This is a genomic window from Nocardioides sp. NPDC057767 (genome assembly GCF_042798275.1).
Classification (GTDB): Bacteria; Actinomycetota; Actinomycetes; order Propionibacteriales; family Nocardioidaceae; genus Nocardioides.
Genome location: NZ_JBHVKJ010000013.1, coordinates 1 through 26,472 on the forward strand (window position 1 = coordinate 1; position 26,472 = coordinate 26,472).

26 protein-coding genes are annotated in these 26,472 nt (G+C 69.9%); 11 read left to right on the forward strand and 15 right to left on the reverse strand.

Going from position 1 to position 26,472, the window contains the following annotated elements; genetic code table 11:
• Positions 1-34 precede the first annotated feature (34 nt).
• The 3 genes from ACFVDI_RS08840 to ACFVDI_RS08850 form a co-directional block, all read right to left on the reverse strand.
• Positions 35-895, reverse strand: coding sequence for a S1 family peptidase (locus tag ACFVDI_RS08840; protein WP_378903071.1), 861 nt, complete (start codon positions 893-895; stop codon positions 35-37).
• A 238-nt stretch (positions 896-1,133) separates the two neighbouring features.
• Complete coding sequence (locus ACFVDI_RS08845) at positions 1,134-1,931, reverse strand: S1 family peptidase (protein WP_378903074.1); 798 nt, start codon at positions 1,929-1,931, stop codon at positions 1,134-1,136.
• Between the two features lie 269 nt (positions 1,932-2,200).
• A complete protein-coding gene (locus ACFVDI_RS08850; protein ID WP_378903077.1) occupies positions 2,201-3,073 on the reverse strand; it encodes a S1 family peptidase in 873 nt (290 codons plus the stop codon).
• 385 nt (positions 3,074-3,458) lie between these two features.
• Here ACFVDI_RS08850 and ACFVDI_RS08855 point away from each other — a divergent pair, with 385 nt between their 5' ends.
• Entirely contained in the window at positions 3,459-4,364 is a 906-nt protein-coding gene (locus ACFVDI_RS08855; protein WP_378903080.1) for a hypothetical protein, read from the forward strand.
• Between the two features lie 7 nt (positions 4,365-4,371).
• On the opposite strand, the gene ACFVDI_RS08860 is transcribed toward ACFVDI_RS08855, so the two are convergent.
• Positions 4,372-5,187 (reverse strand): hypothetical protein, encoded by an 816-nt coding sequence (locus ACFVDI_RS08860; RefSeq protein ID WP_378903083.1) that lies wholly within the window; start codon positions 5,185-5,187, stop codon positions 4,372-4,374.
• Between the two features lie 53 nt (positions 5,188-5,240).
• Positions 5,241-6,014: an IclR family transcriptional regulator gene (locus tag ACFVDI_RS08865; protein WP_378903086.1), complete on the reverse strand. Its 774-nt coding sequence runs from the start codon at positions 6,012-6,014 to the stop codon at positions 5,241-5,243.
• A 136-nt stretch (positions 6,015-6,150) separates the two neighbouring features.
• On the opposite strand from ACFVDI_RS08865, the gene ACFVDI_RS08870 reads away from it, so the two are divergent.
• Both ACFVDI_RS08870 and ACFVDI_RS08875 read left to right on the forward strand, forming a co-directional pair.
• Positions 6,151-6,981, forward strand: a complete 831-nt coding sequence (locus ACFVDI_RS08870) for a fumarylacetoacetate hydrolase family protein (protein WP_378903089.1) — start codon at positions 6,151-6,153, stop codon at positions 6,979-6,981.
• Positions 6,982-6,986: 5 nt separating this feature from the next.
• Positions 6,987-7,670 (forward strand): maleylpyruvate isomerase family mycothiol-dependent enzyme, encoded by a 684-nt coding sequence (locus ACFVDI_RS08875; RefSeq protein WP_378903092.1) that lies wholly within the window; start codon positions 6,987-6,989, stop codon positions 7,668-7,670.
• A 144-nt stretch (positions 7,671-7,814) separates the two neighbouring features.
• Here the strand turns inward: ACFVDI_RS08875 and sigJ are convergent, their stop codons facing one another.
• Positions 7,815-8,696 (reverse strand): RNA polymerase sigma factor SigJ, encoded by an 882-nt coding sequence (gene sigJ, locus ACFVDI_RS08880; protein WP_378903095.1) that lies wholly within the window; start codon positions 8,694-8,696, stop codon positions 7,815-7,817.
• A gap of 139 nt (positions 8,697-8,835) precedes the next feature.
• Between sigJ and ACFVDI_RS08885 the strand changes: the two genes are divergently transcribed.
• Positions 8,836-9,288 carry a carboxymuconolactone decarboxylase family protein gene (locus tag ACFVDI_RS08885; RefSeq protein WP_357336044.1) on the forward strand — a complete coding sequence of 151 codons (453 nt, stop codon included), beginning with the start codon at positions 8,836-8,838 and terminating at the stop codon, positions 9,286-9,288.
• Positions 9,289-9,340: 52 nt separating this feature from the next.
• On the opposite strand, the gene ACFVDI_RS08890 is transcribed toward ACFVDI_RS08885, so the two are convergent.
• Entirely contained in the window at positions 9,341-9,919 is a 579-nt protein-coding gene (locus ACFVDI_RS08890; RefSeq protein ID WP_378903098.1) for a TetR/AcrR family transcriptional regulator, read from the reverse strand.
• 104 nt (positions 9,920-10,023) lie between these two features.
• Here ACFVDI_RS08890 and ACFVDI_RS08895 point away from each other — a divergent pair, with 104 nt between their 5' ends.
• A complete protein-coding gene (locus tag ACFVDI_RS08895) occupies positions 10,024-11,235 on the forward strand; it encodes an MFS transporter (protein ID WP_378903101.1) in 1,212 nt (403 codons plus the stop codon).
• A gap of 57 nt (positions 11,236-11,292) precedes the next feature.
• Positions 11,293-11,712, forward strand: coding sequence for an Ohr family peroxiredoxin (locus ACFVDI_RS08900; protein ID WP_378903104.1), 420 nt, complete (start codon positions 11,293-11,295; stop codon positions 11,710-11,712).
• Between the two features lie 70 nt (positions 11,713-11,782).
• On the opposite strand, the gene ACFVDI_RS08905 is transcribed toward ACFVDI_RS08900, so the two are convergent.
• Complete coding sequence (locus ACFVDI_RS08905; RefSeq protein WP_328528289.1) at positions 11,783-11,965, reverse strand: hypothetical protein; 183 nt, start codon at positions 11,963-11,965, stop codon at positions 11,783-11,785.
• Positions 11,966-12,166: 201 nt separating this feature from the next.
• Between ACFVDI_RS08905 and ACFVDI_RS08910 the strand changes: the two genes are divergently transcribed.
• A complete protein-coding gene (locus tag ACFVDI_RS08910) occupies positions 12,167-12,952 on the forward strand; it encodes a hypothetical protein (protein ID WP_378903107.1) in 786 nt (261 codons plus the stop codon).
• A gap of 27 nt (positions 12,953-12,979) precedes the next feature.
• Here the strand turns inward: ACFVDI_RS08910 and ACFVDI_RS08915 are convergent, their stop codons facing one another.
• Positions 12,980-14,644, reverse strand: coding sequence for a calcium-binding protein (locus ACFVDI_RS08915; RefSeq protein WP_378903110.1), 1,665 nt, complete (start codon positions 14,642-14,644; stop codon positions 12,980-12,982).
• 198 nt (positions 14,645-14,842) lie between these two features.
• Between ACFVDI_RS08915 and ACFVDI_RS08920 the strand changes: the two genes are divergently transcribed.
• Positions 14,843-15,745 (forward strand): endonuclease/exonuclease/phosphatase family protein, encoded by a 903-nt coding sequence (locus ACFVDI_RS08920; protein WP_378903113.1) that lies wholly within the window; start codon positions 14,843-14,845, stop codon positions 15,743-15,745.
• 28 nt (positions 15,746-15,773) lie between these two features.
• Here the strand turns inward: ACFVDI_RS08920 and ACFVDI_RS08925 are convergent, their stop codons facing one another.
• Positions 15,774-16,997 (reverse strand): alanine racemase, encoded by a 1,224-nt coding sequence (locus tag ACFVDI_RS08925; protein ID WP_378903116.1) that lies wholly within the window; start codon positions 16,995-16,997, stop codon positions 15,774-15,776.
• Between the two features lie 124 nt (positions 16,998-17,121).
• Here ACFVDI_RS08925 and ACFVDI_RS08930 point away from each other — a divergent pair, with 124 nt between their 5' ends.
• Positions 17,122-17,700: a TetR/AcrR family transcriptional regulator gene (locus tag ACFVDI_RS08930; protein ID WP_378903348.1), complete on the forward strand. Its 579-nt coding sequence runs from the start codon at positions 17,122-17,124 to the stop codon at positions 17,698-17,700.
• A gap of 9 nt (positions 17,701-17,709) precedes the next feature.
• Here the strand turns inward: ACFVDI_RS08930 and ACFVDI_RS08935 are convergent, their stop codons facing one another.
• From ACFVDI_RS08935 to ACFVDI_RS08950, 4 genes are all read right to left on the reverse strand, one after another.
• On the reverse strand, positions 17,710-18,930 hold the full coding sequence (locus ACFVDI_RS08935; RefSeq protein WP_378903119.1) for an amino acid deaminase/aldolase: 1,221 nt from the start codon (positions 18,928-18,930) through the stop codon (positions 17,710-17,712).
• 88 nt (positions 18,931-19,018) lie between these two features.
• Positions 19,019-19,606: a TetR/AcrR family transcriptional regulator gene (locus ACFVDI_RS08940; protein WP_378903122.1), complete on the reverse strand. Its 588-nt coding sequence runs from the start codon at positions 19,604-19,606 to the stop codon at positions 19,019-19,021.
• An 18-nt stretch (positions 19,607-19,624) separates the two neighbouring features.
• Complete coding sequence (locus ACFVDI_RS08945; RefSeq protein WP_378903125.1) at positions 19,625-20,305, reverse strand: ABC transporter ATP-binding protein; 681 nt, start codon at positions 20,303-20,305, stop codon at positions 19,625-19,627.
• Complete coding sequence (locus tag ACFVDI_RS08950) at positions 20,302-21,366, reverse strand: ABC transporter permease (protein WP_378903128.1); 1,065 nt, start codon at positions 21,364-21,366, stop codon at positions 20,302-20,304. The genes ACFVDI_RS08945 and ACFVDI_RS08950 overlap by 4 nt, the downstream gene beginning before the upstream one ends.
• 181 nt (positions 21,367-21,547) lie before the next feature.
• On the opposite strand from ACFVDI_RS08950, the gene ACFVDI_RS08955 reads away from it, so the two are divergent.
• Both ACFVDI_RS08955 and ACFVDI_RS08960 read left to right on the forward strand, forming a co-directional pair.
• Positions 21,548-22,855 (forward strand): D-arabinono-1,4-lactone oxidase, encoded by a 1,308-nt coding sequence (locus ACFVDI_RS08955; protein ID WP_378903131.1) that lies wholly within the window; start codon positions 21,548-21,550, stop codon positions 22,853-22,855.
• Positions 22,856-23,001: 146 nt separating this feature from the next.
• Positions 23,002-25,047 carry an acyltransferase family protein gene (locus tag ACFVDI_RS08960; protein ID WP_378903134.1) on the forward strand — a complete coding sequence of 682 codons (2,046 nt, stop codon included), beginning with the start codon at positions 23,002-23,004 and terminating at the stop codon, positions 25,045-25,047.
• Positions 25,048-25,057: 10 nt separating this feature from the next.
• Here the strand turns inward: ACFVDI_RS08960 and ACFVDI_RS08965 are convergent, their stop codons facing one another.
• A complete protein-coding gene (locus tag ACFVDI_RS08965; protein ID WP_378903137.1) occupies positions 25,058-26,353 on the reverse strand; it encodes an MFS transporter in 1,296 nt (431 codons plus the stop codon).
• Positions 26,354-26,472 lie beyond the last annotated feature (119 nt).

Consider the following 26,472-nt stretch of genomic DNA (forward strand, 5'->3'; position numbering starts at 1 on the left):
GGCCCCGTGAGCGGGGCTCGACCAGCGGAGTGGATCAGTAGACGGTCACGCCGTAGGCGTTGACGGCCTCGCGAACGGGCTGGAAGAAGGTCGTTCCGCCGGTGGTGCAGTTGCCGGAACCGCCCGAGGTGATGCCGAGCGCCTTCGTGCCGTCGTAGAGCGCGCCGCCGGAGTCACCGGGCTCGGCGCACACGTTGGTCTGGATCATGCCGCGGACGGTGCCGGAGCCCTGGTAGCGGACGGTGACGTTGAGCGCCTGGACGACGCCGCTGTGTACGCCGGTGGTCGAGCCGTCCCGGGTCACCCTCTCCCCCACGTACGCATCCGCGACCGTGAAGCCACCGGGATGTGAGAGCGAGGGGTTGTCGTAGCGGACCAGCGCGTAGTCGTTGCCCGGGAAGCTCGAGGCGACCGTCGGGCCGATCAGGGTGGACTGACCCGAGTTGGCGTACCAGGTCGGAACCACGTCACCGCAGTGACCGGCGGTGATGAAGTAGTAGCTGCTGCCGCTCTGCACGTTGAACCCCAACGAGCAGCGGTAGCCCGAGCCGTAGATCGCGTCGCCGGCGGAGAGCAGCGTCGTGAACGTGCCCTCGGCGCGCTTGACCGTGAGCGCCTCGGCGTTGGCACCGGCGGCCTTGGTGACCTTGGCGAGCTCCCCCTTCGAGACGGTGGAGTCGGCCGTGACGACCACCTTGCCGGTGGCCTCGTCGGTGTACCAGGCGATGCCGGACACGCCTGACTTGTCGACGGCGGAGTTGAGGGAAGCCAGTGCCTTCGGGCCGAGCTTCTTGTCAGCTGGTGCGGCGGAAGCCGGCATGACGGCAGCGGTGGCTGCCAGGCCAAGGCCGGCCACGACTGCGGCCAGGCGGGTGCGGGACGTGGTGAAACTCATGTGTTCCTCCTACGAAACGACCAGGAACCCGCGTGGTTGCGGGCGCCAGGAGTGCCCGAACACCGCGATGCGCCCGAGCACGACCTCCTGGGAGTATGTCGGCGGCTCAACCGGTCGACCATGCGGAGAAAGAAAATTTCACCGGTCACCACGAAATCATTACCAAAAAGGGCGAAGTGGTCTGGACCACTTCGCCCTGTTCGGCCTCACGACACCCCCGTAGCGGGGGCATCGACCATCAGTAGATGTTGATGTCGTAGGCGCGGACGGCTTCGCGGACGGGCTGGTAGAAGGTGGTCCCGCCCGAGGAGCAGTCGCCGGTGCCACCCGAGGTGATCCCGAGGGCGGTCGAACCGGCGTAGAGCGGGCCACCGGAGTCTCCCGACTCCGCGCAGATGTCGGTCTGGATCATGCCGCGAACCGTGCCGGAGCCGCGGTAGCGGACCGAGACGTCGAGCGCCTCGACACGGCCGGAGTGGACCCCGGTGGACGAGCCGTCGCGGGTGACGCTCTGGCCGACCCGCGCGTCGCCGACGGTGTAGCCGCCCGCGTGGGTGAGCGAGGTGTTCGCGTAGCGCACCAGCGCGTAGTCGTTGCCCGGGAAGCTCGCCTTGACCGTCGGTCCGATCCGAGTCGTCTCGCCGGAGTTCGTGTACCACGTGTCGACATCGTCGGCACAGTGACCGGCGGTGAGGAAGTAGTGGTTGCCGCCGCTGCGCACGTTGAAGCCCACCGAGCACCGGTAGCCCGAGCCGTAGATCGCGTCGCCGGCGCCGACGAACGGCTTGAACTCACCCTTGGCACGCTTGAGGGTGATCGCGTCGGCATCGACCCCGACAGCATCGGTCAGCCTGCTCAACGCGGATGCGGGGACGGTGGAGTCGGCCGTGACGACCACCTTGCCGGTGGCCTCGTCGGTGTACCACGCGATGCCGGAGAGCGCCGATCGGTTGACGGCCGAGTCCACCGCGGAGTGGACGGCCGCGAGCGCCCTCGCGCTGAGCCTCTGCTCCGGTGGGGCGGCGCCTGCCGGCATGGCCGCGGCGCTAGCCGCCAGACCTAGACCGGCTGCTGCTGCCAGCAGGCGGTTACGTGACCTGGTGAACCTCATACATTCCTCCACCGCAGTGTGCCCGAACACGACCACAGTGAGTATGGCGTTGTAGATGCCTCATCGGCCAGTCGTTGGCAAAAAACTTTCGTTGTTCGACGAAATTTCGTACGCCGCGGGGCAAAGTGGACCAAACCACCCCACCCCGCGGCGTACCTGTTCTGGATCAGCCGTGCGGGATCAGCCGTGCCCGATCAGTAGATCGTGGCGCCGTACGCGCTGAGCGCCTCGGTCACCGGCTGGAAGAAGGTCGTGCCGCCGGTGGTGCAGTTGCCGGAGCCACCGGAGGTCAGACCCAGCGCGGTCGAACCGGAGTAGAGCGCGCCGCCGGAGTCGCCGGGCTCGGCGCACACGTTGGTCTGGATCAGACCGCTGACGGTGCCCTCGGCGTAACGGACGCTCGCGTTGACCGCCGTCACGGTGCCGGTGTGGACGCCGGTGGTCGAGCCGTCGCGGGTGACGCTCTGGCCGACCCGGGCGGTGCCCGCGGTGAAGCCGCCGGTCTTGGAGATGGACGTGGCGTGGCGGACGATGCCGTAGTCGTTGCCGGGGAAGCTCGAGCCCGCGGTCGGGCCGAGCAGCGTGGTGTTCGACGAGTTGGCGTACCAGGTCGAGACCGCGTTGGTGCAGTGACCCGCGGTCAGGAAGTAGTCGGCGCCGCCGACCTTGACGTTGAAGCCGAGCGAACAACGCGAGCCGCCGCCGTAGATGGCGTCACCGGGACCGATGAGCGGGGTGAACTCGCCCTTGGTGTGCTTGACGGTCACCGCCTCGTCGCCCTGGCTCGTCTTCTCCGCGGCTGCCTCCTTGACCTCGGCGATCTCAGCCGCGGAAACGGTCTCGTCGACGGTGACGACGATCTTGTTGGTGGCCGGGTCGGTGTACCACGACGAGCCGACCGGGGCGGACTCGGCGACGGCCGCCCTGACCGATGCGACCTCTGCCTTGCTGAACTCGGCGTCCGCGGCGGCTGCCGGGACGGCGACGGCAGCGGAGGCCGCGAGACCCACACCCGCGGCGAGCGCGGCGACGGTGCGGGGACGGAAAGTGGTGCGTTCGAACCTCATACGTCTCCTCCTGGGGGAAAGACCCGCTTGTCGCGGGCTTCCGCCCCCGGAACCACGGGTTTCGCGGCTTACCGGGAACGGGTAACTGAGTTTCGTGTTCTTTCCTTTCCCTCGCAGCACATTCGATTCCCCAAGAATCTGCATTGCAAAGACTGGTTCTTCGGATTCCTGCAATGCAGCAACACGCGATTCCCGAAGGGTTTTCGGCGCACAGCCTCCCGAAGAGGATGGGGCGAGCATGGCCAAGTTGTAGGTGCCCGGGTCCCGGGCCGCGTACGGTGGGTATCCATGTTCATCTCGCCGCTCGAACGGTGAATCGGGCCGGAATTCGTCCGTCTTCGAAACCTTCGGCGTGGCGACCGTCGATAGATGGTAGACAAACCCCATGCCGTATCCGCCGCCCCCAGGCTCCCCCGGTTCGGGCGCGCCTGACGAGGAGCCGCAGAATCAGCCTGCCCCGTTCGACTACAACGAGCGCCTGATCGGGCTCTCCGAGGATCTCGGCGGCGACCGGCCGGCGTTCAACGCCCGCAAGGAGCGCGCCGGACGCGGCGGCCCGCTGCGGCAGCTCCTGACCATCGCCGTCTCGCTCGGCCTCGTGGTCGTGTGCGGGGTGGTCGTCTACGCCCTCTTCACCCGCGGCGACGACGCGGCCACGACCGCCGGTGCGCCGACGGGGAGCGACACGCCTTCGGCAGGCAAGGCACCGACCGGCTCGGCGAGCGCTGGTGGCGGCAGGTCCGACGTCGGCGGCGAGTCCAGCCGCGGACCCGGCTGGCCCGGGACCGACTCCCCGGCCGAGCCCAGCGACGGCGCCGGCTCGCGGTCGACCATCGGCCCCGAGCGGCTCTCCAAGGCCGACGTGCCCCGCCCCTGGGAGTTCACCTACGGCGAGGTGACGCTGAAGGCCCGCTACCTGAGCGGCAAGGACTACTCCGGCTGCAAGGCGACGCTCAAGCGCGCGATCCGCGATCTCGGCTGCGACTACGCCGTCCGGGTCTCCTACAAGGCTCAGCAGGGCAACCTGCGGATGACCCACTTCATCTACGACTTCACCACCGTCGAGGCCGCGGGCAAGGCCGCCGCGCGGATCGAGCCGCGGCACGTGATCCCGCCCACCGAAGCCTCCCTGCCCGGCTACACCCAGGGCTGGTTCAAGGTCAAGGACTACGGCAAGTACGTCGTCTACACCATGGTCACGGCCAACGACGGCATCACCGTGGCCAGGGGCAAGGAGTACACCTCCTACGGCAACACCGACCTCGGCGCGGAGATCCTCTTCCGGATGTGACCCCGCCTCAGGGGGTCGTCTGGTCGGTTGCCTCCGAGGAGGCTCCTGCCGTGGGTGACGGCTCGCTCGAGGTACCGGCGCTCTCGCTCGGCTGCCCCGACGGCGTCGCGCTCGACCCGACCGAGGTGGACGGCTCGGCGCTCGGCTCCTCCGTCGCGGTCGACTCCGACTCCTGAGGCTCCTCCGACGGCTCGGGGGTGGTGCTCGCGGACTCCTCCGGAGTCACGGTGGCACTGCTCGACGGGTCCTTGCCCGGCGTTTCGTCGCGGGCGTCCGATCCGCCTCCGGTCACGCGCGAGATCGTCGTGCCACCGTCACCATTGCCCACGATCGAGCTGACACTGCGCCCGGCCAGGAGCTCGAAGACCGTGATCACGGCGACCACGACGACGAACATCGCCAGCGAGAGCAGCGCGATCCGCTTCCAGGGCAGGGCCTCGAGACGCTCCAGCCACGACGGCACCGGCTCGGCGTCGGTGACCTCGGCGGCCTCGGCGGCGGCGGTCCCGCCGTCCGTCCCGGCCGCGGGCTCCGAAGCAGCCTCGTTCCGTGCTCCGGCCAGCCCCGCCGACCGCCACCGGGCGATGGCCTGGACACTGGTCACCTTCTGGTGGGTCTTGGCGAGCCACTGCGAGTAGAGGTTGGAGCCGACGGTGGCCGCGACGCTACCGATCGCCGCTCCGATCAGGGTGCCCACGGCTCCGAGCGTGGAGAGCAGCAGCGCGGAGGTGACGGCGGCAAGGGCGCCCGCGGTGGTGGCCAGCCAGTCGATACCGGCCGGCTTCGATGCTTCGGTGTCGATGGAGGGGGGAGTATTGCTCATCGACCTCCAGGTTAACTCGCGAAACTACGCTACCGGGGCCAAGTTGACGCAGATCACCCTTGACTCAGGTCACGCTCCAGGGCCGCCGCGCCGGACTTCAGGGTCGCGACGATGCTCGGCAGCGCCTCCTTGTCGTAGCGGACGCTGGGCATGGAGATGGACATCCCGGCGACGACGTCGCCACCGGCGCCACGGACGGGCACCCCGACGGCGACCACACCCCGCTCGGAGCGGCCGTCGTTGAAGGCGAAGCCGTTGCGGCGTACGCGCTCCAGCTCGACGCGCAGGGCGTCGAGGTCCGGGCGATCGGCCAGGTGGTCGGCGTACCTCTCCCGGCTGTAGAGCGAGGCGAGCTCGTCCTCGGAGATCTGGGCCAGCAGCAGGAGGCCCGCGGTGGTGCGGTGGGCAGGGAAGACCATGCCCTCGCGGGAGCCGACCTTGAGTGACTGCGGCGACTCGACCGAGGCGATGAACCGGCAGGTGTCGCCCGCGCGCACGGCGACGTTGGCGGACTCGCCGAGCAGGTCGACCAGGCGCTGCAGGTGCGGCAACGCCACCTGGCGGAGCCGAGAGGCGGTCGAGCGCGAGTGGGCGGCCAGCTCCAGCACCGGTCCGGCCCGGTAGACCTTGTCCTCGTCCTGGACCGCGAAGTCGCGGTAGACCAGCATCGCGAGCAGGCGGTGGGCGGTGGAGCGAGCGACGTCGAGCCGAGCCGCTGCCTCCGAGACGGTCAAGCGGCCTTCGAGCTGGAGGATCGTCGCCAGCTTGAGCGCATGGTCGACGCTCGTGATCGCATACGGGGGCCGGGTCTTGAGCGGCTTGTCCATCCCACCTCTTCCTGATCACACCAAACCTGGCATCTATCGCTCGCCTCCGCAGGAGATTGCCCGACCTTGGGACGGCGCTGTGACAATGGCCACGTCCTCGAAGCCCTCCACCTCGACAAGTGAGGAACACCAGACGATGAAGCTCGCCACCATCCGTACGGCCACGGGAACCCGCGCGGTCAGGCTCGACGGGGACCAGCACGTGGACCTGGGCTACGCCTCCGTGGGCGACCTCCTCGCCGAGGAGGACTGGGACTCCCGGGCGGCCTCGACCGACTCGACGACCTATCCGGCCGAGGGCGCCGACTTCGCGCCGGTGGTGCCCCAGCCCAGCAAGGTCGTCTGCGTCGGGCTCAACTACCGCAGCCACATCGAGGAGATGGGCCGCGACCTGCCCGAGTACCCGGTCCTGTTCGCCAAGTTCGCCGACACCCTGACCGGCGCGAACGACGCGGTGACCAAGCCCGCAGAGACCGAGCAGCTCGACTGGGAGTGCGAGCTGACGATCGTGATCGGTTCCACCGTGCGGCACGCGGACGAGGAGCAGGCCGCCGCAGCGATCGCCGGCTTCACCGCCGCCAACGACTACTCGGTCCGCGACTGGCAGTTCCGCACCCGCGAGTGGCTGCAGGGCAAGATGTGGGAGGCCACCACACCGGTCGGCCCCTACGTCGTCACTCCTGACGAGCTGCCCGGCGGCGTACGTCCGCAGCTGGACACGAGGCTGACCGTCGACGGCGTCGAGAAGCAGCGCGCGAACACCTCCGACCTGGTCTTCGACCCGGTCGACCTGGTGCGCTACATCTCCACGATCACCACGCTGCGCCCTGGCGACCTGATCCTCACCGGCACCGACGGCGGGGTCGGGCACGCCCGCTCGCTGCAGGAGTTCCTGTGGGGCGGCGAGACCGTCGAGATCACCGTCGAGGGCATCGGCACCCTCACCAACACGATCGTGAAGGGCTGACCGCGATGAGCATCCTGATCGGCACCACCCCGACGCGTACGTTCGACGACTCCCGTCGCTGGGCCAGGGAGGGCACGGCCCTGCTGACCGGTGCCATCGACGGCCTTTCTGCCGCCGACCCTTCGACAAGCTCAGGACATCGCCTCGAGGCTGACTCGCAGCTTCCGGGCTGGACCCGCAAGCACCTCGTCGGCCACGTCGCCGCCAACGCCGATGCCCTCGGCAACCTGATCTCCTGGGCGGAGACCGGCGTGGAGAAGCGGATGTACGCCTCCACCGAGCAGCGCAACGCCGACATCGAGGCGGCGGCGACGCGTCCGGCCGAGGAGCTCCGGGAGTGGTATCTCCGCAGCGCCCGCGAGCTCGACGCGGCCATGGACCGGCTGACCGCCGAGCAGTGGGAGCACGAGGTGATCACCGCACAGCTCGTCACCCGCCCGGCCCGCGACGTGCCGTGGATGCGCGCCCGGGAGGTCTTCATCCACGCTGTCGACCTCGGCGTCGGGATCACCTTCGCCGACCTTCCCGACGACTTCCTGCTCGTCCTCGCCGGCGAGATCCGTACGAAGCGGGGGCTCTCCGACGATGACCTGCGCGGTGTCTCGGGCACGCTGCCCGAGGTCGCCGCCTGGCTCGCCGGGCGACCGCACGGCCTCGTCGACGCACCGGAGCTCGGGCCGTGGTTGTGATCTGCTGTGGGGGGGGTAGTCCAGGGAGTTTCTGTCTATTACTAGCGAGTGGACCGACGGAAACTCCCTGGACTACCACCTCATCCGCGTGTCGGCCGACCCCGAGGGACGCTGTCCGGCGGTGCGCGGGCTCGAGGTCAGCGTTCAGCCCCAGCGGGCCAGCTTGTCCGGGTTGAGGACGATCCAGACGTCGGTGACCCGGCCACCGGCGACCCGGAGGTTGGCCACGCCTCGGTGAGCGCCGTCCTCGATGAGCGTGAATCCGAGGCCGTCGGCGGTGGCCTCGGTGCGGATCCTCCAGGTCGGCCGCTTCGTGAGCACACCGAGCAGGAACCGGGCGACCTTCTCCGGCCCTTCGATCGGGTTGCGGGCCGCACTGACCCGGCCACCGCCGTCGGAGCGGAGCGTGACCGACGGGTCCAGCAGCGTCACCAGCCGGCCGAGGTCTCCGCCGGCGGTGGCCGAGACGAAGGCGCGGACGACGTCGTCGTGCTCAGGAAGCGGCGCGACGTCGTCGCGCTGCTGGGCGACCCGGCGTCGTGCCGAGGCGGCGAGCTGCCGCACCGCGGCCGGGGAGCGTCCGACCACCTCGGCGACGTCGCCGAACGGGACGGCGAAGATGTCGTGGAGCACGAATGCCACCCGCTCGGCGGGGGTCATCGCGTCGAGCACGACCAGCAGCGCGGTGCTCACCGTGTCGTCCAGGGTCGCGCGGTCGGCCGGATCCTCCGGCGAGGCGAGGAAGCCCGGCCGGACCGGCTCGGGCAGCCAGGGCCCGACGTACCTCTCCCGGCGGGCTCTTGCCGACTTGAGTACGTCGAGGCAGATCCGGCTGGTGACGCGGCTCAGCCAGCCTGAGGGGTTGTCGATAGCCGCCCGCTCGTCGTCGGAGAGGCGATACCAGCGCAGGTAGGTCTCCTGGACCGCGTCCTCGGCCTCCTCGAGCGTCCCGAGCAGTCGGTAGGCGAGCGCGATCAGGCGACGGCGCTCGATCATCACCTCGCCCAGGTCGTCCATGTCAGGCATCGTGGCATCTCCTCCGGGTTCACCCAGTGTGACGAGCCGAACAGTGCGAATGTGAGGCCGTGACCTCACATTCGTCTCGGACGCCTCGTCAAGCAGTGTGAATGCCCGCGCTGTGGCGGGCCAGACCCGAAGGACCCCGATGCTCGCCAACGTCAACGTGACCAAGCTGTTCCCGGCTGCGTACAAGGCCCAGATGGCGGTGGAGGAGGCGGTCGAGGAGGCCATCACCGTCGCCGGCGTCGACCGGCTCACCGTCGACCTCGTCAAGCTCCGTGCCTCGCAGATCAACGGCTGCGCGTTCTGCCTACGGATGCACACCCAGGACGCACTCAAGAACGGCGAGACCACCGACCGCCTCGCCCTCGTCGCCGCCTGGTGGGAGTCGCAGTACTTCACCCCTGAGGAGCAGGCCGCCCTCACCATCGCCGAGCAGATCACCCGCATCGGCGACCTGCACACCGCCGCCGCCCCCAAGGTGGATGTCGAGAGCATCCTCGACGCCAAGCAGATCGCCGCACTCACCTGGGTCGCGATCGCCATCAACGCCTGGAACCGCATCGCGATCTCCAGCCACTACCCCGTCGCCCCCTGACGAGCGACGAGATCGGGCCCGGACGCGGTGGCGTCCGGGCCCGATGTGTATCTCAGGCGTCACAGGTACGCGGGGACGACTCCAACACCGTCCGGGCGAGCTCCCTGGCCAGCCGGACGGCTTCCGGGTGTGAGTCGAGCTGGGCGTTGGCCACGGCTCCGTCATAGAGCAGCCGCAGCCGGTCGGCGACCGCGGCCGGGTCGTCGTAGCCGGCCTCGACCGCCAGCGAGAGCAGCATCTCCCGCAGCCAGCCGCGGAAGGCCTTCAGCGCGGCCAGCTCCGCGCTGCCTGCCGCTGCCTCGACGCTCGCGTTGGCGAACGGACAGCCCCGATAGGTCGGAAGATGCGCCACCTCGTCGAGAGCGTCGAAGGTCGCGAGGAGCTTCTCGACCGGATCGGACACGGCATCCTGATGGTGCTCCGTGCGCTCGCGTCGGCGCTGATGGCGCCCTTCGAGGTAGGCAGCGACCAGCGCGTCCTTGCCTGAGAAGTTGTAGAACAACGACCCCTTCGCGACGCCGGCCTCCTCGATGATCCTGTCGATGCCGACCGCGTGCACGCCCTCTGCGTAGAACAGACGGTCGGCCGTCTCCAGCAGACGCTGCCGTGCGGATGGCCTCTTCGTGCTCATGGAAGAAGAATATCAGACAAGTCTGTCTAAACGGCTTGACTTGCTTGGACAGATCTGTCTAAATGTATCCATGAAGTTAGACCGATCTGTCTAAGGAGCCTCTGATGTCACGCACCCTCAGCCCTACGGCGGCATTCGCCGGGCTCGCCGCGATCTTCGCGGCCTTCTTCTTCGCGGCCGGCGCCCCGACGCCGCTGCTGGCCGTGCGCCAGCAGGAGTGGGGGTTCTCGGCCGGCACCCTGACCTTCGCCTTCTCGGTCTACGCCCTCGGCCTGCTCGTTGCGCTCCTGGTCGGTGGCTCCCTGTCCGACCATCTCGGCCGCCAGCCGGTCCTCATCACGGCCCTGGCCGGGGAGCTGATCTCGATGGTCGCCTTCCTCGCCGCCCCCGACATCGGCTGGGTCATCGTCGCCCGTGCGATCCAGGGTCTGGCGACCGGCCTCGCCACGAGCGCTTTCAGCGCAGCGATCGTCGAGCACGCGCCCGCCCAGATGAAGATGCTCGCCGGCGGGCTCGCAGCGGCCTCGGTCGCCGGCGGTCTCGCCCTCGGCGCGCTCGCGACCGGTGCCGCGGTGCAGCTCGTCCCCGAGGCCAACACCCTGGTGTTCGGCACGCTCTCCGTGGTGATGGTGCTGGCGATGGTCTTCGTCGTGCTCACCAGCGAGACCTCCGACCCGCGACCGGGCGCCTGGCAGTCGTTGACACCCCGGATCAGCGTGCCCGGCAACATCCGGACCGAGTTCTTGGCCGGGATTCCCGTCCACGTCGCAGCCTGGATGACCCCGGCTTTCTTCCTCGGACTCTCACCGTCGGTGCTGCGTCTCCAGTTCGGACTGGATGGCGGTCTGGTGACCGGGTTCACCGCCTTCCTCGGACCGTTCGTCGCAGCGATCGCCAGCTTCTACTTCGCCCGGCATCCCGCCCGCCGGAGCACGATCGCGGGAAAGGTGCTCGTGCTCATCGGCATGGTCGTCGTGGTCGCCGGCGTCCTCACGACGTCGCTCCCGATCCTCTGGCTCGGGGCCGTCCTCGGGGGGCTCGGGTTCGGCGGGGCCTTCGGAGGCCAGCTCCGCCTCGTCGTCCCACACATCCGGCCCCAGGAACGAGCCGGCGTCTTCGCCGGGATCTACACCGTCGCGTACCTCTCCTTCGGCGTTCCCGTGATCATCGCCGGCCAGCTCGCTCAGCGATGGGGCCTGATCCCGACCTTCGAGCTGTACGCCGGAGTCCTCATCGCCGTCGCCGCGCTCGCGATCGTCGTCCAGGCCGGCCTCGGCCGCCGCGCGTCCACCCGGACCGCAGCCGTAGGAGCCTGAGCGACCCACATACCTCCCTGGCGACCGCCAGGGATCGGAAGAGAAAGAGAACCATCGATGACCAGCAAGAGCTACACGGCCGTCGTCACCACGGTCGGCGAGGGCCGCAACGGAGGCCGGAGCACCACCCCCGACGGCAACCTCGACGTCCTGCACGCCTACCCCGTCGAGCTGGGCGGCAACGGCGCCGGCACCAACCCGGAGCAGCTCCTGGGCGCCGGATGGTCCGCGTGCTTCCGCGGTGCACTCGGCAAGGCCGCCGCCGACCGTCAGATCCGGCTCGGTGACACCGAGGTCACCGCCGAGATCACCGTGACCGCAGACGACGGGGACCACAACCTGAGCGCGGTCCTCCGGGCTTCGGCGACCGGCGTCGACCACGTCACGCTGCGGGCGCTCATGGAGGTCGCGCACACCCTGTGCCCGTACTCGAAAGCCACCGCCGGCAACATCCCGGTGGAGCTGATCGCGGCTTAGACCGAGTGGTCCGGGGCGTTCTGGTCCACTACCTGCGGGTAGAAGGACGGGAACGTCCCGGACCGTCTTCTCAGCGGCTGCTGTCGCGGCCGAGCAGGTAGCCGACCGCCAGCGCGACGACCGCCAGGGCCACCGGATAGCTCCGCAAGAAGCCCCCGATGACCACGTCGGCCATGAACCCGAGCAGCTCGAGGACCACCCAGATGGCCACCACGGCCCCGGCGACGACGAGGACCTTCCACCTGGTCTCCATCTATTGGCCCACGTAGTCGGAGGCGTACGTGGTCGGGCGAGGAGACATGGGGGATCCTTTGTGCGGAGCGCGAGGGGCCGAGAGAGCGCCCACCCGTTGACGCATCGCAGAAAGTAGCAGCGGCGGCGGGGACGTAGGAGAGAATTGCGGAACCGCGGGGGAACGCTTCTCCCACGGATTCTTCACTCGGGCAGGGGACCGATGACGACACCGACACCACCACCGCCGCCGGACGGGTACGGGGCGATGCCACCTGCGCCGAATCTCCAGCCCGGGCCGCCGCAGGCCGGCTGGCCGCCGAACGAAAGTCCGCTCGGCACGGGAGGGCCACCTCCGCCGCAGAAGCCTCACAACCCGTGGCCGATCGTCATCGGGCTCGGGGCGATCGCGGGCGTGCTGATCATCGGCGTGATCATCACCGCGGCGATCGTCATCCTCCGAGGTGAGGAGGACCCGACCGGAGGGCCGGGGCCGGTAACGGTCACCGCGACCCCGACCACGTCGCCGGATCCGTCCTCCGCTGCCCCCGCTCCGGGCGGGCTGGCCGCGGACCTCTTCGAGGGTGACTGGAGGTTCAAGCTCGGCGACGTGAGCATGACCGCGACGTACGTGGCCTCCCAGGACTACCCCGACTGCGGGCCGATCGCGTCGGCTGCCCTGGACCGGAAGGGCTGCCGCTACGCCGCGATGGGGATCCACGACGCCGAGGGCGGCAAGCTGCGGATGCTCCGGGTCATCTACGTCTTCGACAGCGAGGCGAAGGCGACGGCGGCCGCGGAGTCGGTCGAGGAGACCGACATCGATCTGCCCACCGGGAGCCTCATCGAGGACGACGTGGTCGGGAAATGGGTCGCCAAGGACTCCTCCAAGGCGGTCGTCGTCGGCTTCGTGACCGCGCGGAAGGGGGTGTCGGAGACGACCGTCGACGACTACCTCCACTACGGCACCGCCGACATCGCGGGCGCTCTGATCTTCATGGACCTGTAGGCGCCACGCGACGTCACACGCGGAACGTCACTGAACCGTCCGGTCGGTGCCTGGACCGCCAGCGAGATAGTCCGTGCCCGATCCTCCGTAGAGGCGGTCGGCGCCATCGTTGCCATAGATCCGGTCGTTGCCGGCTTCGCCGTAGAGCACGTCGTTGCCGCCGGCCCCGTAGATCTGGTCGCTGCCGGCGCCACCCCAGATCGCGTTGGCGCCGGAACCGCCCTTGAGTACGTCGGCCCTCGAGGTGCCGCTGAGCCGCTCGACCCCACGCAACGCGTCGCGTCCGGCTCCGGTGGACTGCGGCGCCGTCGTCGCCAGCGAGACCGTGACGCGGGTGGGGCTGTCGTAGTAGGAGACCCGGTCGACGCCGCTGCCGGCGTCGACGACGTCGCTGCCTCCTCGGGGAACGACCACGTCGTTGCCCGCGCCGGCGTAGATCGTGTTGTTGCCGTTGTTCCCGTAGAGGGTGTCGGAGTAGCTGCTGCCGGTGAGGTTCTCGAACTCCGTGATGGTCTTGTAGCCCGCCCCGACGGTGTTCTGCTGGGAGGTCGCCAGCAGCGAGACCTTGACCGGCTTGGCGATGTTCGAGAAAGCGATCCGGTCGGTGCCGGTGCCACCGCGTACGCGGTCGACCCCCGTCCCCGGCAGGACGACGTCGTTGCCGCTGTCAGTGCCGATGTTGTCGTTGCCGGCGCCGCCGTCGACGAGGTCGTTGCCGCCGCCACCGAAGAGCCCATCCATACCGGTGCCGCCGACGAGGGTGTCGTGGCCGTCGAGCGACGTCAGCGAGTCGTTGCCCGTGCCGCCGTCGAGCCTGTCGTTACCGGCGCCGCCGCTGAGCATGTCGTTGCCGCCGTCGCCCCGCATCACGTTGGGCCCGTCGCTGCCGTGGAGGTAGTCGTCACCTTCACCACCGGTCATCGTGCTCCCGGAACCGTCGGGCGCCCACAGCTCGTCGCCACCGATGCCGCCGTGCATGGTGTCTCTGCCACGACCGCCACGAAGAACGTCAGCACCGTCGCCACCCTCGAGGACGTTGTCGCCCTCGGTGTACGACTCGTCGAGGCTGTCGTTCCCCGCACCGCCGATCGAGCGGTCGTCGCCATCTCCACCGTCGACCTGGTCGTCGTCGGCGCCGCCGTCGAGGCGGTCGTTGCCGCCACTCCCGACCAGGTCGTCGAGACCCGGACCTCCGAGGAGCTGGTCGGCACCTTCCCCACCGAGGAGGTCGTCGTTCCCCGCGCCGCCATCGATGAGGTCCGCCCCGTTGCCACCCTGGAGATGGTCGACACCATCTCCACCGACGATCGTCTTCGGGTCGGACCCTCCAGCCATGATGCTGTCGTCGCCGGCACCGCCGTCGAGCAGATCCCTGCCGTGTTCACCACCGAGGCTGTCTCGACCGCCCTCGCCGTACGCTCGATCGTCACCTTCGGCGTCGATGATCCAGTCGTCTCCCGAGCCGGCGCAGATGACATCGTTCCCCTCCCAAGCGACGATGGTCTCAGCGGCGTCGGTGCCCAGGATGACGTCGTCGCCGGAGGTTGCCGACTCACCGGCAGCCAGGTCGACCGTGACCGCGAGCCCCTGACAGGTGCCGTCCGCCGCGGCGGGACTCGCCGACAGGGCGAGGGCGGCGGCGGGGGCGATGAGAAGGCCACTGACTGCGTACGTTGCCAGGCGATGACGCATGGGGGACTCCCGTCCGAGTAGGTGGATTCGCACACCTCCCGAAAGGCGCAAAGCGCGAAGGTAGCAACGTTCTGCGCATTCCGCACCGCCAATTCGGCGTCGCGCGCTCACCGGGTTACCTGGTCGTTCATCTGGGGTTTCGCGGTATTCGAACGCGTTTGGCCGTGCGCACACTGCCCGCCCATACCGTCAGTAGGCGTGTCCCCCACACTGATCTCCTCGGGTCCAGGTCGGGCAGCGTTGTTGCGCGCCGTCGTGCCCGCGGTCGCGTTGTGCGGCGTCCTCGGCGCCGCTCTGAGCTTCGTGGTCCCGACGACGGCGGCCGCCGGCCCGACCGTCGAGGTCACCCGGGCGGCACCGGTTCAGCCGGGCTTCCAGCGTTTCGCCTGGCTCAACGCCTGGGCCGACCACCACACCGCTCCCGGAGGTGCTGCCGCCGGGCGGCTCGACGGCGTGCCTCGGATGCGGATCGTCGTGGGGCACCTGCGGCGTACGGCTGTCGACTTCGGTGTCCTGGCCGAGGTGGAGGCGCCGCAGCGGGAGGCCTTCGAGTCCTTCGGACGGGAGTTCGCCCTGGTCTCGACGCCCGATGCCACCGACGACGCGGTCTTCTACCGCCGATCGGCGTTCCGGCTGGTCAGCAAGGACACGGTTGCCATGTACTACCGCCACGGCGCCCCCGTCAGCGCGCCCGTGGTGGTGCTGGAGGAGCGCTCCTCGGGTCAGCGCGTCGGGGTGCTTCCCGTACACTTCCCGGCGAGCATCCCCTCGGCCCCTCGTCAGAAGAGGTGGCGCGACCTCAACGCCGGGATCGTCAAGGACGTGGTCGCGCGCGCCGAGGTGCCGATGGTCGTCGCCGGTGACTTCAACCAGCGCAACGACATCCTGTGCGACCTGACCTCACCCGGGACCGGTCTGGTGAGCCCGCTCGGGAAGCACGAGGGCTGCGCCACGGGCCGCCGGGCGCCGATCGACCAGGCGTTCCTCAGCCCGTCGCTGCGTCCGGACCGCTACCAGGTCTACTCCGGTCCGTCGGCCCGCCGGGCCACCGACCATGGCGCGTTCTACCAGGTCAGGGTGCGGCTGTCCGGCCTCGCCTGACGCCTCGGCGGGTGCCTCGGCGGTCGCCTCAGAAGTACGTCCGGACCAGATCGGTCACGGTGTAGTCGAGGTCGACGACGGGGATCAGCCGCCACTTGTCGAACGCCGTGCACGGGTGCGAGATCCCGAAGCTGACCAGGTCGCCCGGCCGCAGGCCGGCGTCGGTGTGCAGGAAGGCGTGCTGGTCGCCCAGCTTCTCGACAGTGCCCTCCAGCTCCTCGGCACCGGCGGAGCCGTCGCGCCGTACCGTGAGCGGGATCGGCAGGCCGTTGTCGTAGGGCACGTCCCGCCGGCCCATACCCACGATGACCAGCCCGTCCTCGGGGGCCGAGACGACCTGGGCCCACACCTCGATGGCCGGGTCCAGACTCCCCGCGATGCGGTTGTAGGGCGTCGTGGCAGCGTAGAGGCCGTGGTCGTGGGTGAGGTAGGTCCCGCTGCGCAGCACCTTGCGAGGCGTCATCCCCTCGGGCCAGCCCGCGGACCAGCGCTCGGCGAGGAGGTCGAAGAACGCGCTCCCACCTGCGGAGACGATCGCATCGGCGCCGACGAGGCCCTCGGTGAACAAGGTCGAGGCGAGCTCCTCGAGCCGGTCGAAGTAGTCCCCGACCTCCTCGGTCGTCTCCAGTCCGCCCTCGTAGCCGGCCACACCTGCCAGGAGCACGCCGGGAGTCGAGTCCACCACCCGGGCGAGCTCGACGGCCTCCTTGACGGAGCGGCAGCCGGTGCGACCGCCGGGGAAGCCGAGGTCGATCAGCACCGCGAGCGGCCGGTCCTCGACGCCTACCAGGGCCGACGCCTCGGCCGCCGCCTCGACGCCCTCGATCGAGTCGACCCAGTGCAGGTGGAGGAACTCGGGGTCGGCCGCACGCTCGGAGGCCACCCAGCTCAGCGCGCTGTGGTCGAGGATCTCGTTGGCGACCAGGACGCGGCGTACGCCGGCGTGGCGGGCGACCAGCGCCTGGCTGGGCGAGGCGACCGTGATCGCCCAGGCGCCGGCGTCGAGCTGCCGCCGGTAGAGCGACGGCGCCATCGTGGTCTTACCGTGCGGGGCGAGCAGCAGTCCGTGCTCCTCTGCGAACCCCGCAAGGGTCGCGATGTTGTGCTCCAGCGCGTTCTTCCTGAGCACCATCACCGGCCAGGTGAACGAACCGTCGAAGAGGTTGCGGCCGGAGGTTGCGTACGCGGTGAGATCGACGGCCTCCCCCGGTTCCATGAAGCCCTTGTCCGCCCAGGTCACATGATCGTCCATCGGGACCGAACCTACCGACGGCCCGTCGGCCGGACACCGGGTTTCGAGAAAACTTGGAAATCTCCAGGGAGTCCCGGCGTCGCCTATCGTGACGCCCATGGCCAAGCGTGCCGCTCAGAGGGCGATGACTCGCCAGCTCTTGCTGGATGCAGCGATGGATCGGTTCGTCACGAGCGGCTACGCGGCCACGACGATCGATGAGATCGCCTCGGCGGCAGGCACCACCCGGGTGACTTTCTATGCCTACTTCCCCTCGAAGTCCGAGGTCATCAAGGCCTTGGTCGCCGAGCGTCTCGAGGACGAGCTGATCCAGCTCCGCTCCCCACAGGGCAGCTCGCTCGGCGGCCTCGCCGATGCGGTGGCGGCGGGCACCCGCGAGCAGCTCGGTGCCTGGATCCGGCAGGCCATGGCCCGGTGGCCGGGGGTGCGTCCGATCGTCACGATCGCCCGGGCCGCCCAGGCCGTCGATCCGGATCTCAGCCACATCGTCGACGCCTGGACGGACGAGACGATCGAGGACGTCGGCATGGGTCTGGACAGGGCGGACCGGTTCGACGCCGACAGCAGACGGCTGCGCGGCGCACTGGCGGTCGGTCAGCTCGACTATCTGTTCCAGCGCTGGACGGACGGGTTCTGGGGTGTCGAGCACGACCGCATGTGCGAGCTGGTCACCGAGAGCTGGTTCCAGCTGCTGGGCGAGTGACCCGGCAGGTCACAGGAAGGTCTGGCCCTCGCCGCGGTAGGTCGGTGCGACGGTGATGATCGAGTCGCCCTCGATCAGGTGGAGGGTGTCGAGCCGCTCGCAGACCTCGCCGGCCTTGGCATGGCGGAACCAGACCTTGTCGCCGATCGCGAGCTCGTCGGCGGCATGCCCGCGCAGCGGGGTCTGGACCTCCCCGGCGCCTTCGGTGCCGACGTACTCCAGGCCGAAGGGGTAGGTGGGGCTCGGGACCCGGTCGAGTCCCGGCGGGCCCGAGGCGATCCAGCCGCCACCGGCGACGGTGACGATGCCGGGCGCGGGACGGCGCACCACGCTCAGCCCGAAGTAGGCCGCCGGGTGAGGGGTGAAGCCGTCGTAGCGGTCGAAGAGGGTCGGGCCGTAGAGCCCGGACCCGGCCGCGATCTCGGTGACCGACGTGTCGGCCCTCGTGGACTCGATCGAGCCGGTGCCGCCGCCGTTGACGAACTCCAGATCGGTCAGAGAGCGTACGGCCGCGACGATCTTCCCGCGGCGCTCGGTGATCTCGGCGATGGAGGCCTTCTTCATCCGCCGGATCACGGGCACGGGCGGGTTGCCGCCGAGCGGGCGGTCGACGGTGCCGGCGACCTGGCCCTCGTAGGCCATCAGCCCGACCAGCTGGAAGTCAGGGTCCTCGGCGATGATCCGGGCCAGCGCTACGGCGTCCTCCGGGGTGCGGACCGGCGAGCGGCGGGCGCCGAGCCAGATGCGGCGCGCGACGACCAGTGCGGCGTCGAGATCGATGGCCACGCGTAAGGGGGCGGCCGGGGTGCCGATGGCGGCCTTGACCAGCGCCAACCCCTCGGCGCTGTCAACCATCAGCGTGATCCGGGCGAGCTTCTCCTCGTCCTTCGCGAGCGCGGCGAGCGCGGCCCGGTCGACGGTCGGGTAGCCGATCACGATGTCGTAGTGCGTCTCGGCCAGCCACAGCGCCTCGGGCAGCGTGAAGGCCAGGATCCCCTCGTATCCCTCCCGGGCCAGCACACGGTCGATCAGCGCCCGGCAGCGTACGGACTTGCTGGCGACTCGGATCGGGGTGCCGGCGGCTCGGCGCACGAGGTCGTCGGCGTTGGCGTCGAACGCCTCCAGGTCCACCGCCCCGACGGGTCCGTCGAGAGCGGCGGTCGCACGATCGAGCCGTTCGTGCTGCTGGGCCGAGAGATGGTGGGAGCGTTGAATAGAGGGCTTGACCACGACCCAAGTGTCTATGCCGCGCGCGGCGCCCGCGTCAACGGCAGATGACGAACTGTGCCGCCGGGCGGGCTGGCGTCGACGCCCGTGCTCAGATGAGACCTAGGTAGTCGCCGAGCATCCGCCGGAGGATCGCCAGCGCCTCGTCCTTGCTCAGTGGATCCTCCGCCGGCGTTCCGACACCGCGCGCCACCCGCACCAAGGCGCTCTCGATCGCCTCGGCCATCGCGGCGGGACGCGGTTCGCCGTGATCGGCGAGGGCAGCGACCAGTGGCTTCTGCAGGTCGGCGTGGAACGCCTCCATCGGCTCCTTGAGCATGCGCGGATCGGCGACCTCGGTCAGCGCGCTGGCGACGTCCTGCTCGGAGGAGGAGAACAGGTCGATGTTGGCGCAGACGTAGGCCCAGACCTTCTCCCCCGGCGTACCTGCTGATTCGACCCGGTCATGGACCTGACCCGCCCACTCCGGAAGGACGTCGTCGACGATCGCTGCCAGGAGCTCGGCGTTGGACGAGAAGTAGCGGTAGATGCTGGAACGGGCCATGCCGGCGCGCTCGGCGGTCGCGGCGAGGGTGGGTGCCGTCCGGGTCTCGCCGAGGATGGCCCGGGCACTGTCGAGCACGGCACGCAACTGCTGTTCGCGATGCGCTGCCACGGTCGGGGCGGTGATCCGGGGCACGGGCCATCCTCTCATCGGTCAGCAGGGTGCGGGCGCCCCCAGCCTGCCATCGATCATCTCGTGTACGCGATGGCAGTGGTGCAGCACCTCGTGATCATGGGTCACCATGATGGTCGCGACCCCCTGCGCCTTGGTCTCCGCGGCCAGCAACGCCACCACGTCCTGGCTGCGCTGTCGGTCCAGCGCCGCGGTCGGCTCGTCGACCAGCAGCACCTGCGGCCGGGTGACCAGGGCCCGAGCGATGCCGAGGCGCTGACGCTCACCGCCGGAGAGCTGGTGCGGACGGCGCTTGGCCTTGTGCGACATCCCGACCTCCTCGAGGAGCTCCATGGGCACCCGGGGGTCGCTGACCTTGCCGAAGGTGAGCGGCAGCCGGAGCTGGTCGACCGCCTTGAGGGCGGGGACCAGGTTGCTCGCCTGGAAGACGAACCCGATGCGGGTACGCCGAAGCTCGGTGAGCCGCCTGTCCGAGAGCCCGGAGAGGTCGGTGCCACCGACGGCGACGGTGCCCGAGGTGGGCCGGATGAGCCCGCCCGCGGCGGCGAGGAGACTGGACTTGCCGGCACCGGACGGCCCTACGATCGCCACGATCTCGCCCGGCGCGACCCGAAGGTCGACGTTGTCGAGGGCGGTGATCGTCTCGTCGCCGTCGCTGTGCCGCAGACTGACCTGGTCGAGGACGAGTGTGTGGTCGGTCATCGGTTCTCTCCCAGAGCGGTCAGCGGGTCGACCCGGACGATGAGTACGACGGCTGCGGCCGCGCCGAGCACACCGAGCGCGAGCAGCGAACCGGTGGCGGCCGCGATCGGCCCGGCCTCGAGGGCGAACGGCATCGGGGTCGTGGCGATGCCGGCGCCCATCGCCACGCCCAGCGCGACGCCCACGGCCGCCGAGACGACGAGCAGGATCACCGACTGGACCAGACTGTCGCGCAGGAGGTACCTCGTGCTCGCCCCGATCGCCCGCATCACCGAGATCTCGTTCTTGCGCTGGATGGTGAGGACGGTGAAGAAGGCTCCGACGACGAGAGCCGAGATCGCGTAGAGGAAGCCCTGGATCAGGCTCAGGGTCGAGGTCTCCGCGGTGTATCCGGGCGAGGCTCCGAACGACTCTTCCGCGGTCATCGAGGTGGTGCCGGCCGCCTTGTCCCCGGCGGCGAGGTCGACGCCGTCACCCACCACGGCGACGGCGGTGATCTCGTCGTAGACCCGGTCGGGCACCTGGTCGCCCTCACGGACACCGGCGCGGATCTCCTGCCAGGTGCGCAGCGGAAGATAGCCCACGTCGACGTGGCCGAAAGTGTGCTGATCGGCCATGACACCGACAACCCGGACCTCGGTGCCGGTCTGCTCGACGGTGACCACATCACCGACCTCGACCCCGTCCTCGGCGGCGGTGGCGCTGACGACGATCTCGTCGGGAGCCCCGGTCAGCGCGGTCCCCTCGGCGACCTCGGGAGCCAGGAAGGAGTCGAGCTCGATGCCGAAGAGAGCCAGGTCGATGTCGACGTCGCGGCTGGTCCGGCCGTTGACGAGGGTGTTTCCGAACGGGGCCGCTTCCTCGACACCGTCCCGCTCGGCCCAGACGTCGACCGCCTCGCTGCTGATGACGCTGCGCGAGAAGGCGGAGTCCTTCCCGATGTCCTCCTGAACGGCGAACGAGGTGGTCTTCATCCGCTGAAGACCGGAGACACCGTCGTTGACGAGGCCGACGGAGAGGCCGCTGAGCAGGACCATCAGGACCGCGATGAGCGCAACCACCGCTCCCATGATGGCGAACCGACCGCGCGCGAACACGATCTCACGCAGAGCTAAGAACACGGGTGACCCCCGACTTTTGGCGACAACATGTCGCGATGATAGCGACATGTTGTCGCCAAAATCCATACGCCGTCGCTCGACGCCGTTGACCGTCGGCTGCGGAGCCGACATCCTTGCCCGCGTGAGTCAGTGGCAGAACTGGGCGGGCAACCAGCACGCGGGATCGGTCGAGGTCGCCGTGCCACGCGACGAGGCAGAGCTCGCAGCGGTCGTGGTCGCTGCGACCGAGGCCGGCCGGAAGGTCAAGCCGATCGGCGCGGGCCACTCCTTCACCGCGATCGGCTCGCCGGTGGACGTCCAGGTCAGCCTCGACCGGATCTCCGGGATCGTGCGGGCCGACTCGACCACCGGGCTCGTGACGGTCCGCGGCGGCACCCGCCTCAAGGTGCTCAACCGTGCGCTCGAGGCGCTCGGGCTCTCGATGACCAACCTCGGCGACATCGAGGAGCAGTCGATCTCCGGCGCGATCTCGACCGGCACCCACGGCACGGGAGCCCGCTTCGGCGGCCTGGCGACCCAGGTACGCGGCCTCCGGCTGCTCCTCGCCGACGGCTCCGTCCTCTCGTGCTCACCGACGGAGAATCCCGAGGTCTTCGACCACGCTCGCGTGGGGCTCGGTGCGCTCGGGATCATCGTCGAGGTCACGCTGCAGACCGAGCCGCTGTTCGCGCTGAACGCGCGCGAGGGCAACGGCGAGCTCGCCGACGTGATGAGCGCCTTCGAGGAGCACGCCTCGGGCACCGACCACTTCGAGTTCTACTGGTTCCCGCACACCACCCGGGTGCTGACCAAGCAAAACACCCGGCTCCCGCTGCCGGAGACGCCGCTGGCACCGGTGGGCCGGGTCCGAGGCTGGTTCGACGACGAGCTGCTCTCCAACACCGCGTTCGGCGCGACTGTCGGGCTCGGGCTCCGCGTCCCCGGCCTGGTCAAGCCGCTGGCTCGGTTCGCCGCCTCCGCCCTCTCGCCGCGCGAGTTCACCGACATCTCCTACCGGGTCTTCACCTCGCAGCGGAAGGTGCGGTTCGTGGAGAGCGAGTACGCCGTCCCGCGGGCTGCCGGCATGGGGGTCCTCGCCTCGCTGCAGCGTGCCGTCGAGGCGTCCTCGTGGAACATCTCCTTCCCGGTCGAGGTGCGGGTCGCGGGCGCCGACGACATCCCGCTGTCGACCGGGTTCGAGCGCGAGAATGTCTACATCGCCATCCACACCGCCCCGACGTCGCCGTGGCGTGCGGAGTACTTCGCGGCCTTCGAGCGGATCGCCGGTGAGGCCGGCGGCCGCCCGCACTGGGGCAAGATGCACACGCTCTCCGCCGCCGACCTGGCCGAACGGTATCCGCGGTTCGGCGACTTCGTCGCGCTGCGCGACAAGCTCGACCCGTCGCGCACGTTGGGCAACGCCCACCTCGAGCAGGTCCTCGGCTCCTGACCGCCGAGCCGGCGCATCTTCACCGAAACCCTGCCGAGTCGGCCCGTCATGACGAGCCGACTCGGCGTCGTTCTTGGTCAGGATGCGCCGACTCGGCTTCATCTGGGCGTCTCCCGGGGGTCACCGGGCCGACCTAGCCTGACCCGATGCCAGAGCCCAGCCGCCCCCAGCGGATCGCCGAGATACACGGGCTGCGGGGGCTCGCGCTGGCGCTCGTGGTGGTCTTCCACCTCTTCGGCAACGGCCGCGTCTCCGGCGGTGTCGACGTCTTCCTGGCGCTCACCGGGTTCCTGGTGACCCGGTCGCTGGTCCGCCGGGTCGCGGCCTCCGAGCTGCGGCTGGCCGACCACTACGGACGTACGTTCCTCCGGCTCTCGGCCCCCACCCTGGTCGTGCTCGCGGGGACAGCGGTGCTGATGGTCGCGGTCATGCCTCGGGCGATGTGGGGCTCGACGCTGCGGGAGATCGCTGCGTCGGCGGCGTACGTCCTGAACTGGGAGATGATCCGGACGCAGCTCGCCTACGGGGCGGCCGGGCCGAGCGCGAGCCCGCTGCAGCACTTCTGGTCACTGGCGGTGCAGGGGCAGTTCCTGCTGGTCTGGCCGGTGGTCGTGGTGCTGGTCGGGTGGCTGGCGCGGGGTCGGTTGCGGCTCGTGCTGGCGCTCGTCGTGGCGGTGGGGGCGGTCGTCTCGTTCGTCTTCGCGTGGCGGCTCGGGATCTCCGACCAGCAGGTGGCGTACTTCCACACCGGGGCTCGCTTCTGGGAGCTCGGGGTGGGGGCCCTCCTCGCGCTCGGGCTCGACCATTTGCGTCCGCCGGACGCAATGCGCCCGGCGATCACCTGGCTCGGGCTGCTGCTGGTCGCGAGCTCGGGGTTCGTGCTCGACGGCGCGGCGCTCTTCCCCGGTCCGTGGGCACTGTGGCCGGTCGGCGGGGCGCTGTTGGTCGTGATCGGCTCCGGGTCGGCGGCGCGATGGGGGCCGCAGCGACTCCTCGCGGTGAGACCGCTGCGGTTCGTCGCGGACATCTCCTTCCCCCTCTATCTGTGGCACTGGCCGCTGCTCGTGGCCTGGCTGAGCTGGACGTACGCCACCCGGATCACCCTTCCCGCCGCCGTGGTCGTGCTCTCGGCCTCGGTGGCGCTGGCCTGGCTCACCCACCGCTACGTCGAGGTGCCGGTCACGCGCGCAGGGCGGTCCTTCGCCGGGCTCCGGCGGCTCGCGACCGTCCCGGTGGTGCTCGCGCTCGTCGCGGCCGGGACGCTCACCGGCGCCGCCGAGGTGGAGCGCCAGGACGCCGCGGCGAGGCAGGCGGCGATCGAGGCGGCGAAGAGGTACGCCGGCTGCATCGGTGCCGCCACCCTGGACCCGGCAACCACCGGCTGCGAGGCTCCGGGCCGGCTGCTCGACGCCAGTCTCGGCTACCAGGCGCCCGACGGGTCGGACTGCTGGTCCAACAAGGAGCGGCCGGTGCGGTTCAAGGTGTGCACGCTCGGGCCTTCACGGGGCTATTCGCGCCGGCTCCTGGCGATCGGCGACTCGCACAACCACCAGCTCGTCCCCGCCTATCGCGAGATCGCCGAGCGTCGCGGCTGGCGCATCGACGTCGCCAGCCGTGCCGGCTGCCACTGGAACGCCCGGGACCGCGTGGGGTCACCGCGGACGACCGTCGACCTGTGCCAGGAGTGGAAGTCGCAGCTCGCCGCCCATCTGGAGGCGGAGCCGGGGATCGACGCGTACGTCGTCATCCACTCCAGCCAGATCGCGGTCGAGGCTCGCGACGGCGAGACGCCCGGCGAGGCCCTCAGCAAGGGTCTCGCCGAGGCCTGGGCGAGCCGGCCCGACCCGGCGGTGCCGGTCATCGCGATCCGGGACAGCCCGATCTTCGAGGGCAGCACCACCCGGTTCGCGCGCGTCGTCCAGCCGTGCATCGACGACGCCGGACTCGACGCCGAGTCGACCTGTGCGCGCGACCGGGACGAGGCCGTACGCGACGACGGCACCGCCGGCGCCACCCGGCTCACGCCCAACGCCCATCGCATCGACCTCACCGACTACTTCTGCGAGGCCGAGACCTGCTCCCCTGTCGTCGGCAGCCTGCAGGTCTATCAGGACGGGTTCCACATCTCGCCGCTCTATGCCGCGACCCTCGCGCCCTATCTCGGCGACCGGATCGCGGCGATCCTGCACTGATCCGGCCGGGCTAGGCGACCGCCGGCTCGGGCTCCTCCTCGCGGGGGAAGTGGGTCTCCTTGAAACGTACGGCCAGGATGACCGACGGGCGCATCGCGGCCGCGGCAGCGACGATGATGGCGCCGATGACGATCCAGCCCGCACCGCTGTAGAACTCGGGGTGCCAGCCCATCGCGAGGAAGGTGAACAGGGCCGGCGCCCAGGCGCCGCCGAGCTGGCGGCCGATGCCGGCGACGCCTTCGTACTCACCTCGTCTGGCCGGGTCCATGAGCTCTGCCTGGAAGGCCCAGCCGGCGGAGCCGATGGCCAGCTCGGCGCCGGTCACGGCCACGTGGCCGACCCAGACCAGGAAGATGGTGAGGATGCCGCGGGTGTCGTGTGTGACCAGCGTGATCGCGCAGGCGGCGACGAAGAACGCGCTGCTCCACCAGACGCGCCGCAGCGCGTCGCGGACGCTGTGGACGCCCTTCGAGGTGTAGGCCGGGAGGATGATGCACAGCACCGTGTTGGTCGCGAAGAGCCAGGCCAGCAGCCAGCGCGGCGAGTCGGTGTATTCGACCAGCCACAGCGGGATCACGGTGTGCAGCAGCACCTGGTTGGACCACAGCGTGCCGGTGAAGGTCGTCACCAGGAGCCAGCCGACGTTGCGCAGCGCGCCCGGACCGGGCAGCTTCTCGACGACCTCGCCGGCCGCGCGGCGCTCCTCGTGCGGCGCCTTCGGCAGCCGGGTGATCCAGACCGAGTTGGCGATCCCGATCGCCAGCGCGAAGAACGGCACGCCCCACTTCAGCACCGTGTCGGTGTCCAGCGCGAGCGCGACACCGGCGATCAGGGCGCCGATGGTGAAGCCGAGGTTGAGGCTGGAGTACATGAACGCCTGCGTCTCGACCCGCTCCCTGTCGGGGAGGACGTCGAGGACGTACGCATTGCGGCCGGCGCCGCCGGCGTTGTTGACCACCTCGAAGACGACGATGACGGCGAGGTAGGCCCAGAAGCCGTGGATGAACGGCATCGTCGCGAACATCAGCGCGCTGATCAGGGCGCTGATGGACCAGATCCGCTTCGGGCCGATGACGTCGGCCAGCCGGCCCATCGGGTAGGCGGTGAGGAAGCTCGCGATCCCGGCGACCGTCAGTCCCACACCGATCTGGGCCGGGCTCAGGCCCACGAACGCGACCAGGTAGAACGCGGCCGCGGTGTTGAACGTCCCGTCCCCCGCCGCGAAGAGCAGCGACTGCGTCGCCAGACGCTTCGACAACGGCGTCGGCGGGATCAGGTTGTTCAGAAAACCGGGCAATACGGGCACCCGCATATTCCATCACCGCTACCGGACGGGAAGCATCCGGTTTATCGCCGAGAGGGCGGCCCGTCGGGCGAGACGTCAGGCGCGTCGGCCGAAGCGTCAGGCGCGTCGGCCGAGACGTC

What these genes read in the sequence shown, in the direction of transcription:
- ACFVDI_RS08840 (WP_378903071.1), bottom strand. Translation starts at nt 895, where the DNA reads ATGAGTTTCACCACGTCCCGCACCCGCCTGGCCGCAGTCGTGGCCGGC.
- ACFVDI_RS08845 (WP_378903074.1), bottom strand. Translation starts at nt 1,931, where the DNA reads ATGCCGGCAGGCGCCGCCCCACCGGAGCAGAGGCTCAGCGCGAGGGCG.
- ACFVDI_RS08850 (WP_378903077.1), bottom strand. Translation starts at nt 3,073, where the DNA reads ATGAGGTTCGAACGCACCACTTTCCGTCCCCGCACCGTCGCCGCGCTC.
- ACFVDI_RS08855 (WP_378903080.1), top strand. Translation starts at nt 3,459, where the DNA reads ATGCCGTATCCGCCGCCCCCAGGCTCCCCCGGTTCGGGCGCGCCTGAC.
- ACFVDI_RS08860 (WP_378903083.1), bottom strand. Translation starts at nt 5,187, where the DNA reads ATGAGCAATACTCCCCCCTCCATCGACACCGAAGCATCGAAGCCGGCC.
- ACFVDI_RS08865 (WP_378903086.1), bottom strand. Translation starts at nt 6,014, where the DNA reads ATGGACAAGCCGCTCAAGACCCGGCCCCCGTATGCGATCACGAGCGTC.
- ACFVDI_RS08870 (WP_378903089.1), top strand. Translation starts at nt 6,151, where the DNA reads ATGAAGCTCGCCACCATCCGTACGGCCACGGGAACCCGCGCGGTCAGG.
- ACFVDI_RS08875 (WP_378903092.1), top strand. Translation starts at nt 6,987, where the DNA reads ATGAGCATCCTGATCGGCACCACCCCGACGCGTACGTTCGACGACTCC.
- sigJ (WP_378903095.1), bottom strand. Translation starts at nt 8,696, where the DNA reads ATGCCTGACATGGACGACCTGGGCGAGGTGATGATCGAGCGCCGTCGC.
- ACFVDI_RS08885 (WP_357336044.1), top strand. Translation starts at nt 8,836, where the DNA reads ATGCTCGCCAACGTCAACGTGACCAAGCTGTTCCCGGCTGCGTACAAG.
- ACFVDI_RS08890 (WP_378903098.1), bottom strand. Translation starts at nt 9,919, where the DNA reads ATGAGCACGAAGAGGCCATCCGCACGGCAGCGTCTGCTGGAGACGGCC.
- ACFVDI_RS08895 (WP_378903101.1), top strand. Translation starts at nt 10,024, where the DNA reads ATGTCACGCACCCTCAGCCCTACGGCGGCATTCGCCGGGCTCGCCGCG.
- ACFVDI_RS08900 (WP_378903104.1), top strand. Translation starts at nt 11,293, where the DNA reads ATGACCAGCAAGAGCTACACGGCCGTCGTCACCACGGTCGGCGAGGGC.
- ACFVDI_RS08905 (WP_328528289.1), bottom strand. Translation starts at nt 11,965, where the DNA reads ATGGAGACCAGGTGGAAGGTCCTCGTCGTCGCCGGGGCCGTGGTGGCC.
- ACFVDI_RS08910 (WP_378903107.1), top strand. Translation starts at nt 12,167, where the DNA reads ATGACGACACCGACACCACCACCGCCGCCGGACGGGTACGGGGCGATG.
- ACFVDI_RS08915 (WP_378903110.1), bottom strand. Translation starts at nt 14,644, where the DNA reads ATGCGTCATCGCCTGGCAACGTACGCAGTCAGTGGCCTTCTCATCGCC.
- ACFVDI_RS08925 (WP_378903116.1), bottom strand. Translation starts at nt 16,997, where the DNA reads ATGGACGATCATGTGACCTGGGCGGACAAGGGCTTCATGGAACCGGGG.
- ACFVDI_RS08930 (WP_378903348.1), top strand. Translation starts at nt 17,122, where the DNA reads ATGACTCGCCAGCTCTTGCTGGATGCAGCGATGGATCGGTTCGTCACG.
- ACFVDI_RS08945 (WP_378903125.1), bottom strand. Translation starts at nt 20,305, where the DNA reads ATGACCGACCACACACTCGTCCTCGACCAGGTCAGTCTGCGGCACAGC.
- ACFVDI_RS08960 (WP_378903134.1), top strand. Translation starts at nt 23,002, where the DNA reads ATGCCAGAGCCCAGCCGCCCCCAGCGGATCGCCGAGATACACGGGCTG.